11 protein-coding genes and 1 pseudogene are annotated in these 12,877 nt (G+C 71.9%); 6 read left to right on the forward strand and 6 right to left on the reverse strand.

Features of this window, described 5'->3' with window-relative positions:
• A partial coding sequence (locus ACI2LW_RS33100; RefSeq protein ID WP_404734969.1) for a hypothetical protein occupies window positions 1–279 on the reverse strand: 279 nt, incomplete at its 3' end.
• 123 nt (window positions 280–402) lie between these two features.
• Between ACI2LW_RS33100 and ACI2LW_RS33105 the strand changes: the two genes are divergently transcribed.
• From ACI2LW_RS33105 to ACI2LW_RS33120, 4 genes are all read left to right on the forward strand, one after another.
• Entirely contained in the window at window positions 403–873 is a 471-nt protein-coding gene (locus ACI2LW_RS33105) for a DUF5959 family protein (RefSeq protein WP_404734970.1), read from the forward strand.
• 215 nt (window positions 874–1,088) lie between these two features.
• On the forward strand, window positions 1,089–3,152 hold the full coding sequence (locus ACI2LW_RS33110) for a hypothetical protein (protein WP_404734971.1): 2,064 nt from the start codon (window positions 1,089–1,091) through the stop codon (window positions 3,150–3,152).
• Between the two features lie 177 nt (window positions 3,153–3,329).
• The gene (locus tag ACI2LW_RS33115) at window positions 3,330–4,415 is read left to right on the forward strand and encodes a hypothetical protein (protein WP_404734972.1); all 1,086 of its coding nucleotides are present in this window, start codon (window positions 3,330–3,332) and stop codon (window positions 4,413–4,415) included.
• Between the two features lie 73 nt (window positions 4,416–4,488).
• Entirely contained in the window at window positions 4,489–5,103 is a 615-nt protein-coding gene (locus tag ACI2LW_RS33120; RefSeq protein WP_404734973.1) for a DUF6000 family protein, read from the forward strand.
• Between the two features lie 65 nt (window positions 5,104–5,168).
• Here ACI2LW_RS33120 and ACI2LW_RS33125 read toward each other — a convergent pair whose 3' ends face one another.
• Together ACI2LW_RS33125 and ACI2LW_RS33130 are read right to left on the reverse strand one after the other, a co-directional pair.
• Window positions 5,169–6,059 carry a hypothetical protein gene (locus ACI2LW_RS33125; protein ID WP_404734974.1) on the reverse strand — a complete coding sequence of 297 codons (891 nt, stop codon included), beginning with the start codon at window positions 6,057–6,059 and terminating at the stop codon, window positions 5,169–5,171.
• A gap of 154 nt (window positions 6,060–6,213) precedes the next feature.
• Window positions 6,214–7,143 (reverse strand): class I SAM-dependent methyltransferase, encoded by a 930-nt coding sequence (locus tag ACI2LW_RS33130; protein ID WP_404734975.1) that lies wholly within the window; start codon window positions 7,141–7,143, stop codon window positions 6,214–6,216.
• A gap of 388 nt (window positions 7,144–7,531) precedes the next feature.
• On the opposite strand from ACI2LW_RS33130, the gene ACI2LW_RS33135 reads away from it, so the two are divergent.
• On the forward strand, window positions 7,532–8,032 hold the full coding sequence (locus tag ACI2LW_RS33135; protein WP_404734976.1) for a hypothetical protein: 501 nt from the start codon (window positions 7,532–7,534) through the stop codon (window positions 8,030–8,032).
• Window positions 8,033–8,288: 256 nt separating this feature from the next.
• Window positions 8,289–9,029, forward strand: a complete 741-nt coding sequence (locus tag ACI2LW_RS33140) for an SDR family oxidoreductase (protein ID WP_404734977.1) — start codon at window positions 8,289–8,291, stop codon at window positions 9,027–9,029.
• Window positions 9,030–9,140: 111 nt separating this feature from the next.
• On the opposite strand, the gene ACI2LW_RS33145 is transcribed toward ACI2LW_RS33140, so the two are convergent.
• The 3 genes and pseudogenes from ACI2LW_RS33145 to ACI2LW_RS33155 form a co-directional block, all read right to left on the reverse strand.
• Entirely contained in the window at window positions 9,141–10,340 is a 1,200-nt protein-coding gene (locus ACI2LW_RS33145; RefSeq protein ID WP_404734978.1) for an amidohydrolase family protein, read from the reverse strand.
• 204 nt (window positions 10,341–10,544) lie between these two features.
• Window positions 10,545–11,237, reverse strand: coding sequence for a hemerythrin domain-containing protein (locus ACI2LW_RS33150; RefSeq protein WP_404734979.1), 693 nt, complete (start codon window positions 11,235–11,237; stop codon window positions 10,545–10,547).
• Window positions 11,238–11,395: 158 nt separating this feature from the next.
• Window positions 11,396–12,769: pseudogene (locus ACI2LW_RS33155) on the reverse strand (dihydrolipoyl dehydrogenase family protein); the annotation flags it as partial.
• Between the last annotated feature and the right edge of the window lie 108 nt (window positions 12,770–12,877).

A 12,877-nucleotide genomic window follows, 5' to 3' on the forward strand; every position in this document is an offset into this window, starting at 1 on the left:
GCCGCCCGCGCCGCCCGCGCCGCCCGCGCCGCCCGCGCCGCCCGCGCCGCCCGCGCCGCCCGCGCCGCCCGCGCCGCCCGCGCCGCCCGCGCCGCCCGCGCCGCCCGCGCCGCCCGCGCCGCCCGCGCCGCCCGCGCCGCCCGCGCCGCCCGCGCCGCCCGCGCCGCCCGCGCCGCCCGCGCCGCCCGCGCCGCCCGCGCCGCCCGCGCCGCGTTCCCCGGAAGCCGAGGAACGCCGGGCAAGGCCCTGGACCGCCCGCTTCCACGGCACCGTTCTCACCAGGGCCGCGTGCACCCGCCTACGGCAGCCGGTCCGACCGCGCCCCACACATCCCTCCGCCCGCCGGGCTTCCCGGACTTGAGACGATGCGGTCCACTCCGGCGCACGAAAGCGAGCCACCCCATGACACCACCCGCCCCGACGGACCTGATCCACCTCGCCGACCCGGAGGGCAACCGCTGCATCGTCCGGGTCACCGGGCGGGCCCAGCCCGGGGTGCTGACCGGCCACGACATCCTGCACGCGGACGTGCTCGTCTCCGCCGGTTTCGTCGACGCCCGGCTCGGCCTGTACCTCCTCCCGGAAGACCTGGACTCCTGGGAGCAGGACCTCTCCACCCTGGCCCCCGGCCGGACGGTGAGCATCGGCGGAGACCGCGGCCTCGGCCTCGACATCCACGTCCACGAGGACGGCTGGCTGTCGATCCAGGTCAGCGACCCGGACCGTCTTACCGCAGCCCTCGGAGCCCGCCCCCAGGAGGACTGGATCGCCGAGCACCGCGGGCGCCTGGAACAAGTCCGGCGGACCTGGCCCCGGGAAGTCGTCGAGACGGCGCCAGGAGCCTACGAGTGGAGCCCCGATCGCAAGCGATGACCACCAGGCCCCGGCGGCCGACAGACCGCTCGCCGGGTCAGCGGAATGGTGCGGGCCGACCCGGCCGCGTACCCCAGCCCTGCGCCGCCTGGCCGGGAACCTTCCCGGCTGATCGCGGTCACGCGCGGGAACGCCGCCGGGATTGGAACGGCACATTCCTGCCGAACATCCCGGGGGAGGGTCCGTGAAGGAGACGCGCTTTCGGGGGAGCACCGATGTCCGGGACCGGACTGTCCGAGGCAGAGCAGGCGGTGTGGGACGCGTTCCCCGCCGGACGACAGGTCGATCTGCGGGTCCACCACACAGGCACCGAGCCCGACTCCAGCAGGGTCGTCCGGGCGGAAGTCCTGGCCCGCCTCCTGCTGGGGGACTGTGAGTCACGGCCGGGGTGCGTGCCCGCGCTGCGGCTGCGCGGCGCGCCCGTCACGGGGGTGCTGGACCTGTCGGGCTGCGAGCTGCGGTACGCGCTGGTCGCCCAGGCCTGCACGTTCGACCGGCAGCCGTCCCTGGAAGCCGCGTCCACCGGCCTCGTCGATCTCAGCGGCTCGGCGTTTCCGGGGCTCGTACTGCAGGACGCCCGCGTCGACGGGCTGCTACGGCTCACGGGCTGCCACAGCAGCCGGCCCGTCCGGCTCACTCGTGCCCATGTGACGGGGACGGCGGACCTGACCGGGCTCAATGTCAGCGGCGCTCCCGCACCCCACGGCGACAACGGAGTTCCCGCACTGCACGGCGACAGTCTCGTGGTGGAGCGCGACCTGCTGTGCCGCGATGCGGTCATCGACGGAGAGGCGCTGCTGTGGAGTGCCCGGGTCGGCGGAACCCTGGTCCTCGAAGGCGCCGCCCTCACCCACCCCGCGGGAGTGACACTCAACGGCGACGGACTCGTCGTGGAGGGAGGACTCTTCGGCGGAGTCTGGCCCCAGGCGTCCGGACGTGCGCTGGTCTCCGACGGCGAACTCCGGTTGCAGGACGCGAGGATAGCCCGCTGCTGCACCCTGACGGGCGCGCGACTCCACAACGCGAACGGTCCGGCGCTCAACGCCGAACGCCTGCACGTGAACGGCGCGCTCGCGCTGGACGCCGGCTTCACGGCCGAAGGCCCGGTCGTCCTGACGGGAGCCGTCGTACAGGGCCCGCTCCTGCTGCGGGGCGCAACCCTGAACAGTCCCGGCGAGCGTGCCCTGGACGCGTCCCTCGCCCACATCAGCGGAGACCTCGCCGCAGGATCCGGTTTCACCGTGAACGGGCAGCTGACGCTCGAGGAGACACACGTGGACGGATCCGTCGCCCTGGCCGGAGCACGGCTGCACCACCCACACGGAGAGAGCCTTTCGGCGCGACGCCTGCACGTGCTGGGGCGCATCGACGGGGAAGGACTGGCGTCCACCGGGCAGATCGTGCTGACCGACGCCCGCGTCGGGGGCAGTGTGGAACTCCCGAACGCTCACCTCACCAACCCGTCGGGCCACACCCTCACGGCCTGGGGACTCACCGTCGGCGGCACTCTCGACTGCTGCGACGGATTCCGCTCCGACGGCCGGATGTCCCTGACCAACAGTCACATCCACAGCGATCTGTGCCTCGAAGGAACGACCGTCGACGGACCGCTCGCACTCAACAGGATCACCGCAGGCTCACTCAGGACCGGTCACGGCACGCAACTCCGCGGCCCGGTCGACCTCCGGCACGCCCGCATCGGGGTCCTCGCGGACCACCCGGCGCGCTGGCCCGGCGTACTCCGCCTGGACGGCCTCGTCTACGACCATCTCACCGTCACGGACCCGGTGGGCGAGCGCCTGGCGTGGCTGGCCCGGGAGCAAGCCGGCTATCTGCCCCAGCCCTACGAGCAACTGGCCGCCGCGTACACCAGGCAGGGCCTCGACGACGCGGCACGCGAGGTGCTCCTGGCCAAGTGCCGCAAGCGGCAGGTGACGCAACCGGCGGCGCTGCGCTGGTGGGGCCTGCTGCAGGACTGGACGGTCGGCTACGGCTACCGGCCCCTGCGGGCCGCGCTGTGGCTGCTCTTCCTGCTGATCGCCGGGACGTGGGCCTTCACCCTCCACCATCCGTCCGCCGTGAAGCCGGCGGAAGCACCCCCGTTCAACCCGCTCCTGTACTCGCTCGACCTGCTGTTGCCCGTCGTGGGCTTCGGCCAGCAGCAGGCCTTCAACCCGCTGGGATGGCAGCAGTGGCTGGCCGCGGCCCTCGTCGCCGCCGGCTGGATCCTCGCCACGACCGTCGCCACCGGACTCACCCGCACACTGGCCCGCAGGTAGCCGTCCGCGGGGCCCAGCCACACGGCTCACCTGCCGGCAGGGCAGAAGGGCCCGGCCGGCCAGGCCTCCGCGCGACCGCTGATCACGCTGTGGTGAACAGGCCGCCTGTTCCTCCCCGGAGGTAACCACCGGTGCCGTTTCGTCCTCTTCAAAGGTGACCTACCTACTGGGGGAACGATGAACTGGTCCAGGGCCGTAGCCGTCGCAGCGGCCGGTCTCGTGCTGTGCGGGTGCGCCGGCGCGACGAGCAAGGCCGGAGGAGAGCGGCAGACGGCCTCCCCCACGCACACCGCGGCCACCACCGCCGCCACTCCCGGAACCGCCGGCGGCAAGGCCGACCTGATCCTCAACGGCCAGACCGATGCCCGCCCCGGGCAACTGGTCCACATGATGCTCTACGGCGTCAGCCGTGCGCAGGGCGGCGACGCGGTGAGCGCGCAGTCGCCCGCGCTGCGCGGGCCGGTGAGACTGCGGTGGGAGGGCGACCACTACGCGGCCCTGGCGACCCTCGAAATGACGGACAAGCCCGGCTGGTACCCACTCACCGTCGCGGTCCACGGCCGCACCGTGGCCCACGACCGCATCCAGGTCGTACGGTCCCAGCGGCCCTCGTTCACCATGCCCGCGTCGGGGGACGTGACCCGCCCCGGGGAGCCGGTGTGGATGAGTTTCGACGACCTCTACCCCGGCGAGCGGGGCACCGACTTCACCGTGCGCTCCGCGGCCCTGCCCCGGCCCGTACGTCTCGCCCACGACGACGACACCGACTTCTACAACCCGCGGGCCTTCTCGGCACGGCCGACGCTCAAGCCCGACCTGCCGGACGGCACGTACACCTTCGAGCTGTACGGCCCGCACGGCCGCCGTATCGCCGGGAAGCGCCTGAAGGTCCGGGCGTCCCGGCCCGGCGACCACGACTACCGGGGCAAGGTGTCCGGACCCGAGTTCTACGACCCGGGCCAGGGCTACTCGGGCGGCGCGCACACGTACCGGGTCCGCGTCGGAGGGCGGGTCGCGGTCATGTGGCACGACCGGTACCCGGACCCGGGGGAGGAGACGCGGCTGACCGCCACCTCCCCGGCCTTCACCGGGGCGCTCCACCTCCGCCAGGACGACAGCAAGGGCGCCGACGGAGACGACCCGCGCTTCCTCGGCACGGCCACCGTCCGCTCCGACCTCCGCCCCGGCCGCTACCCCGTAACGGTCACCGCCCACCACGGCCGGACGAAGAGGACGGCATACATCACGGTGACGGAGCGGTAGGGCCCGCCCTTGTCAGGCCGTCCGCGTGCGGCAGGATGGCCCCGCTCCGCACCGGCGAGGCAGGATCGGCCCTGTGATACGCCACGCCCACGAGGATCCCGAACTACTCGCTCTCGTTCGCCGCTACGTCACGCCCGAGCGGCGCTATCTGAAACTCGGCGGCCCACTGCTGCGCACGCAGAGCTCCACGTACGACCGAATCGTGCGAAGCATGCGCGAGGACGCGGGAGTCATCACCGCGGACGAGATCTCCACCCTCCTTGAAGGCGGGTGGCGTGAGCGGAGGACTGCGGCGTGGCTCGTGGCCGTTTCCCGGCGGACCGAGTTCCGCGAGCGACTCGGGGAGCTGCTGCTGGCCAGCGAGGTCTGCTGCGCCGGTCTGGCCTACTGCGTGGCCTTGGCCGGTTTCGGAACACCACGGGATGCCGATCTGCTGGCCGCCTACCTGGATCGTTACCTGCGCCGTCCCGACCTCGCGTACGACCAGCCCGTGGCCCTGGGAGCTCTCCTGTACACCGCCGCGCATCCCGGAGGCGACCAAGCGGCCCGCTTCCTGGTCCCGGGCGGTTTGTGGCACCAGTGGCTCGAAGATGCGTCCCACATGCGGCCCAACACTGCCCCTGGCACCTACCTGAGCCTCATCCGCCGGCTCTGCGCCTTCGTCGACGAATGCGCCGAAGCCACGTGATCGCTACGACCTTGATCAGGTAGTCCGTGGGGGAGGAGACGCACACGTGCGTTCCCGCGTTCCGTTCACGGCCGCACCCGGTCCGGACCCCGCGAGAGAAAGAACCAGACCGAGAACATCGACGCGATCACGAAGCTGAGGCACATGATGGCGACGGCGACCCCCACCGGCGCCGTCTCGCACGGCTCGTCACCGTAGGCGCTGAAGAACCCCACACCGATCGCGCAGACGATGATGAAGAAAAGGCTCGTCGTCGCGATCTTCTGCACCCTCTGGTGGTGATCCGGTTCCGTGTGGGTGCCCGGGGTCAGGTCCTGGCCGCCGCGGGTCAGTGTCCCGTCTTCCTTTCGCCGCACATCGCGACCGCCTATCCGCGGCAGCTTGTGGTAAAAGAGGTAGCCGAAAATCGCGTACAGGGCGAAAAAGCCGAGCAGGGAGTACGTGAGCGCGGTCTCCCAGGCGGGTGGGTCACCCGGGTCCGGGAAATGCGCGTCGTTGTAGTCGTCGATGCCGTTGCAGATGTAGGCGAAAGAGATGAGCGTGACGAGCTGGCCGAGCACGCGCCGACCGTGGTCCGCCGTATCCGCCATGGTGATGGCTTCCAGCAGCAGAACGATGGAATAGAACATCAGGATCCCGGCCACGGAGAATGCCAGGCCGCCCACCAACTCCTCGATCGTGGCCCGACCGGCGTTCTTGGCGTCCCCGGCGATGGCGCTGTAGGTCAGCGACGTGATGACCAAGCCCAGGAACGAGCAGATCATGACCGGCATCGCCTTCTCCAGCGAGACCTTGACCTGGTCGGCCTGCGGAGGGTTCGCCGGGGCGGGGCCCGGTTCAAGGGAGCGCGAGACGGCGATAATGACCGCCGTGAAAGAGAAGCCCGCCAGTACGCCGGTGAGCTGGGAGTACAGTTCGGAAGTCGCGCCGATGTCAAACGAAATACTGCACGCCATTCCGCCCCCCAACGGCCACGACCAGCAGTCGACGTGCCTTGACTGATGCCCCATCAGGATCAGACGAAACGTGGCGGCCCCCGGCCCGCGCTGAATCGCCGGCTCTGACACGGCGACCCGCGCCCGAAGCCGCCGTAGCCGACCTCACCGTGTCTCATGGCCGTGGCTTTTCCGCGACAGCCACGCGGCCCGATCGCAGGGAGGACCGCGTCCTGACCGGGCTGCCGATGGCGTGCGCGTGGGTGAGGAGAGTGTCGTCGGACACCACCTGGAGGCCATGCTCCGCGAGCAGTGCGGCCATCTGCTGCGGCCTCCACAACGAGCGCCACGGCTCGCCCGCCGTGACGGAACTGCCGAGCACGCGGGTCAGCAGCCGCCCCGCGGCGGCCTTCAGCGACGGCGCCTGGTAGTTGACGACGAGTACGCTGCCGGGACATGACCGGGATGCGAGCGCCGCCACCGTGGCACGCACCTCGTCGCGGGTGAGGTAGGGAACGACGCCCTCCCACAGCCAGGTCGTGGGCGCGGACGGGTCGTGCCCGGCGGTGTCCAATGCCGCACCGAGATCGTCGACGGCGAAGTCCACCGGCACGAACCGCACGGAGCGCGCCACGGCCGACAGTCCAGGTCCAGCAGCGGCGCGGGTGTCGTCGCCGGGTTCCCCGTCCGCTCGCGCCGCTTCGGCGAGGCGTGCGCGCTTGTCCTGCTGGGAGGCCGGGTGGTCCACCTCCCACACATCCGTCCGCGCGAGCTCGCGCAGACGCCACGCACGGGTGTCCAGACCGGCGCCGAGGATCACCAGCTGACCGCTCGCGCGGGCGCGGAGCGCCGCATCGATCGCGACCGTGCGCGGCACGACCACTTCTGCGCACGCCCGCACACTCTCGTACACCGTACGTGCCCGCCACCCCGCCGGTGGGGTCCCCGCCCGCACCGCGTCGACGGGCCCGCGCTCATCCACCCGCAGCAGTACGACCGCCACCGGATCGTCGAACCGGCCCGGAGCCGCCCTGCCATTGGCGGCCGCCCGCCCCTGACACACCAGCACCGCCGTCCGGCTCGCCGCACGTCCGCTCTCGTTCATGGGACGGCATTCAACACCCGGCCAACACCCGCTCCCTCCCCACCGCACCGGTGACCGCACATCAGCCCGCGAACCGCTCACATGGTCCGGGCGTGCGGCAGCCGGGGCGCGCCCCGGCTTCGTGAGCGCCTTCGGTAGCCGTCCACAACGGCGCGGTTTTGTGTCGCCTGCCACAGCAGCAGTGCGCAGGTGGCAAACCGGGAGTTAGGAGCATATGCTCGTATCTTGTTCGAGCCTTCGCGAGTCCGCTCGCGCGTCCTTCCGGGGCACCTGCGCAAGCAGACGTCGGTCCCACCGGCTCGGCCGGGTCGGTCGGCACGGCCGCACAGGCGCACATGCACATGCGCCCATTCCCTACCAAATGAAGATCAATGAACGGAGCAGTCAGATGCTGAACATCATCAAGACCCGCAAGGCGCGGTACCTGAGCGCGGCTGCGGGGGCAGCGGTGGTCCTGGCCGGGGCCGCGGCGCTGGCGCCGTCGGCGACGGCGGCCGACGTGCCCGCCGCCAAGCACCGTGTGCAGACCTTCGAGCTGGTCGGCAAGCAGACCTCGGCCGCGGAAGTCGATCTGGGCAAGCCGGGAGTCAGCGTGGGTGACCAGCGGGTGGTGCACGAGGATCTCTATCGTCACGGTGTGAAGGTGGGCGACCACGGCACGGTGTGCACCTTCACCCGGGTCGATCCGGCCGCTCTCCAGTGCCTGGGCACCTTCTCGTTGCCCGAGGGACAGTTCGCCGCGCAGGCGCTCCTGCACCTGCCCGCCTCGTCGTCGGTGGACGTCGGGATCACGGGCGGGTCGGGTGACTACCGCACCGCCCGGGGTTTCGTCCGGACCGTCCCCGCGGGTGAGACCGAGCGACACTTCACGGTCCACCTCCAGCGCTGACACTCCAGGTCGGACCGTGCCGGCAGACGAACCTGCCGGCACGGTGCCGCACGACTGAGCCAGGGGTCCGGCTGCCGCGACGACCGGCTGCCACGACGACCGGCTGCCGGGATGCGACGGTGTCCGCCGGGGGAGACGCTGAGGGGGGACGGCGAGGGGCCGGCGAGGGGCCGGCAGGTGACCGCCCACCTCACAGGTGCCGGCAGGGAATGGGAGCACGGACCCTGGCGGCACGAGTGCCGGAAAAGAGATGACCATGCGCGTCGCCGTCGCCGGAGCCACCGGGAACATCGGAGCCCGCACCGTCGCCGCGCTCGAGCAGGGCGGCCACGGCACTGTGCGCATCAGCCGCTCACTCGGCGTGGATCTGATCACCGGGGACGGCGTCGACGCGGCCCTGACCGGCGTCGACGCCGTCGTGGACGCCACGAGCCACGAGGCGGCAGACGAGGATGACGCCGTGACCTACTTCGGCACCACCACCCGGAATCTGCTCGCTGCCGAGGCACGGACCGGTGTCCGCCACCACGTCCTGCTGACGATCGTCGGGGTCCACCGCGTCGCGGGGAACCCGCACTACCACGGCAAGCGTGAGCAGGAGCGACTCGTCGCCGGGGGCCCGGTCCCCTGGACGATCGTCCCTGTCACCCAGTTCCACGACTTCGCCGCCACGATGACGACCTGGACCGAACAGGACGGCGTCGCGACGATCCCACCGCTGCTCATCCAGCCGATCGCGCCCGCGGACGTGGCCGGCATCCTCGCCGAGATCGCCACGGGCCCACCGCAGGGGCGTTACGTTGATGTCGCCGGCCCGGAGCCGCAGGACCTGGTCGACATGGCCCGGCGCACCAACGACGCGCGCGGCCATGCGGTCAGGCTCGTGCCGACGTGGTCCTCGCTGCTGGGCCCGGAGATGGCCGGGGACGTGCTCCTGCCCGGGGAGGGCGCCCGCGTCGCGCCCACCACCTTCGAGGAGTGGCTCGCGCAGCCGTAACGGCGTGACCAGGCCTGACAGGCCTGACCAGGCGTGACCACGCGTCACCACGGTGCCGGCCGGTGAGGGCTGGTCAGGGCGCAGTGGTCACTGCGCCCGTCCCCGACCTGATCAACGTACGCGGACACCGGCGCGGAAGACTGCCCGCACATCCAGCACGGCCGCGGGGTCATGCACGGGGTCGCCGTCGACGACCAGGATGTCCGCGTCGGCGCCGGCGGTGATGCGGCCCTTGCGGCCCTCGACACCGCACAGGCGGGCCGCCCGGCTCGTCATGGCGATCAGCGCGTCCAGCGGTGCGACGCCCAGCCGGACCAGGTCGCCCACGCCGTGGGGGAGCACGTTGTGCGGCTTCCAGGGCCCGATCCCGGCATCCGATCCGATGACGACGTCGGCGCCGTGCTGCTGCAGGGTGCTGTAGGCGTCCAGGACGGCGTTGACGTGTGCGGCCATGGCATGTGCGGTCATGGCTTTCGGAGGCCTCACTGCCTGGGCGGGGTCCAGACCGAGTGTCAGGCTGACGAAGGTTCCCCTATTGACGATGGCGCCGATGAGGCCGGGGTCGGGGGCGATGCCGTCCTCGGTGAGGAAGGAGACGTGCTCCAGGCTGTCGACGCCCGCCTCCACGGCGTCCCTGATGGCCTGGACGCCGTGGGCGTGGGCGGCGACGGGCAGGCCGAGGCGGTGCGCTTCGTCCACGACCACACGCAGGTCCTCCAGGCCGTACTGGGAGGCGTGCGCCGGCACGGAACCGACTGTCATGTGGCCGCCGCCGGCCATGACCTTGATGACGGCACAGCCGCGTGCGTGACGCTCGCGGACAGCGGCACGGAGCGCTTCGGCGTCACCTTCCACCTCGCCGCCGAGAAAGTGGCAGTGGCCGCCCGGCGTGGTCAGCGGGGGCCCCGCGGGGAGGATTTCCGGCCCCAGCTCCGGGTGGTGGGCCATCTCCTCCACGAGGGCCAGCGAGAGGTAGTCGCGGTCGCCGAGGTCGCGCACCGTGGTGACACCGGCCAGCAGAGCGGACCGGGCCGCGGCCCGCATGTGCGCCAGGAGGTCGCTGTCGGATGCGGAGGCCAAGGAGGTGACGGGGTCCGGACCGGCGTCGAAGGCAAGGTGGACGTGGGTGTCGACGAGTCCGGGCAGCAGGCAGGCCGAGGGACCGAGGTCGATCACCTCGCCGCCATGGGAAGGCAGTACGCCGGTGCGGTCCACACGCAGGATGCGACCGCCCGAGACGTGCACGGCGACGGGACCGGACATGCTGAATCCGTCGAACATCGAACCGGCGTGTATGACAAAGGAGTTCATCGGTGTTTCTCCTGTCGGCAGGTGGCTTGGGGGCAGGTGTGATCGGCGCGGGGACCGCGGTCTCCGCGCCTTCGGCAAAAGGGGGTGTGTTTCAGCGGGTGTGGAAGCCCCGCGTGTGGCTGCAGTTGAAACGGCTCTGGGGCGCGGCCACGGTTACGGCCCGACGTCCACCGCCAAGGTTCGGCAGCCGGCGACCCGTAGCCTTCAGGCCGCCCCCTCTGACCGCGAGCCGTTCCCGCGGAGGATCCGCAGGTCGTCCGTCGCCTGCGTGCGCATGGCCGGCAGAAGCGGGCGTACCGGCTCCGGCAGGTTCGCGAGGACCAGTTCCACGTCCGCGGTGCTCCCCACCTCGTCGAGGAAACCGACCATCAGGTGTCCGGCCACCGGTGGCGTGGTCGCTATCACCTGCTGTGCGAAGTCCCGCCACTCCGCCGGGCTGAGACGGTCGCGAAGCGCGGGGAGGAGGAGCGGCTCTTCATGGGCAAGGTGGTCGTGCACCGTGTCCCGCACCGCGGCGGCCGCGTCCCGCAGCGCGGTGCGCAGGCCCTCTGCCGCGCCGTCATCGCCGGCGTGCGTACTGACGGCCACACCGGCCCCGTCCTCGGGCCGGTCACCGTTCAGGTTCACCGCGGCCAGCAGGTGGAGCGCGGTATCCAGTCGCTCGTGCTCCTCGCTGAGCGCGCCGAGTTCGCGCTCCGTGGCCGGCACGGCGGCAACGATCCGCGGCCACAGGTCGTTGTCCTCGGTCTCGTGGTGATGGCGCAGGTGCGCGACGACGAAGTCGCGCAGTTGTGTCAGGGCGCCCAGCGGTACGGAGGGGCGAGTGGCCGCCTCGGCCAGCAGGGTGGTGGCAACCCGGTGCACCTGATGGGCCAGGCGGGTCTCGATGACCGCCACGGATTCCTCGGAAGGCGTTGCAGAAGTCGTTGTAGTCGTACAGCCGGACACATGCATCAAATGCTCCAATGGATCACTGGTCACGGGGATTTCGGTCGGGGGCGTCGCCGTGAAACGGCGCGGACCGGTCAGGGGCGCCGGCCTGTCCGCCGCGCTTGCTACGGCCGGCCGGGCCGCTGCCGGTCGCGGTGGGTCTCCAGCAGCCTGAGCCAGACTTCGCTGATCGTCGGGAACGCGGGTACGGCGTGCCACAGCCGTTCCACAGGCACCTCGCCCGCGATGGCGACAGTGGCCGAGTGCAGCAGTTCTCCGACGCCGGGACCGACGAAGGTGACCCCGGCCACGGTGCCGCGGTCGGTGTCGACGAGCATGCGGGCCCTGCCCCGGTAGCCGTCGGCGTACAGGTGGGCGCCCGCGACGCGCGACAGGTCGTAGTCCACCACCTCGATGCGGCGCCCGGTCCGTTCCGCCTCGCGCGTGGTGAGACCGACGGACGCGACTTCCGGGTCGGTGAAGACGACCTGCGGTACGGCCGCGTGGTCGGCCGTCGTGGCGTGCGCGCCCCACCTGGCGTCGTCGACCGGCTCTCCCTTGGCGCGGGCACCGATGGCGGCGCCGGCGATCCGGGCCTGGTACTTGCCCTGATGCGTCAGCAGCGCCCGGTGCGTGACATCGCCGACGGCGTAGAGCCAGCCGCCCGCGACCTCGGTCACCAGGCAGGTGCCGTCCACGGCCGGCCAGGAGCCCGGGGTGAGGCCGACGGTCTCCAGGCCGATGTCCGCGGTGCGCGGGACTCGTCCGATGGCGAACAGGATTTCGTCCGCGGCCAGCACCCCGCCGTCCGTCAGGTCGACCCGCACCTCCCCACCAGGCGTGCGTGCCACAGCAGCCACCGTGGCTCCGAACCGGATGTCCACGCCGGCTTCGCGCAGTGCCTCCGCGACCAGCTCACCGGCGAACGGCTCCAGCCTCTCGAGCAGTCCGCCCCCGCGGACCAGCATGGTGACCTGCGAGCCGAGGGCCTGCCAGGCGGTGGCCATCTCGACGGCCACCACACCACCGCCGACGACGGCCAGCCGGCCCGGCACCCTGCCCGCGCTGGTCGCCTCGCGGTTCGTCCACGGGCGCGCCGCGCCCAGCCCAGGCGTCCCGGGCAGTGCCGCGCTCGTGCCGGTGCACAGGGCGACGGCGTGCCGCGCGGCCAGGTGCACGGTGCCGCCCTGCGGAGTGTGCACCGCCACCCGTCGGGGGCCGTCGAGCCGCCCGTGGCCGCGGATCAGATCGACCGAGACCGAATGCAGCCAGTCGACCTGGTCCTCGTCCTTCCAGTAGGAGGCCATCCTGTCGCGGTGCGCGAGGACCGCGTCGACGTCCAGCTGCCCGGCCACCGCGTCACGCAGCCCGGGCACACGGCGTGCGTCGGCGCGTGCCAGCACCGGCCGCAACAGCGCCTTGCTCGGGTCACAGGCCCAGAACGAGCACTCGCCGCCCAGCAGTTCGCGTTCCACGATCACGGTGCTGAGCCCGGCGGCGGGGGGGGGGGGGGGGGCCCGGGCGGGGGGGCGCGCCCCCCCCCCCGGCCCCCCGGCACAAAAAAAGCAAGCAGGAAGTGCACCCACAACCGGGGGAGTTATTATGTG

The sequence above is a fragment of the Streptomyces sp. NPDC004065 genome (assembly GCF_044903565.1).
Lineage (GTDB): Bacteria > Actinomycetota > Actinomycetes > Streptomycetales > Streptomycetaceae > Streptomyces.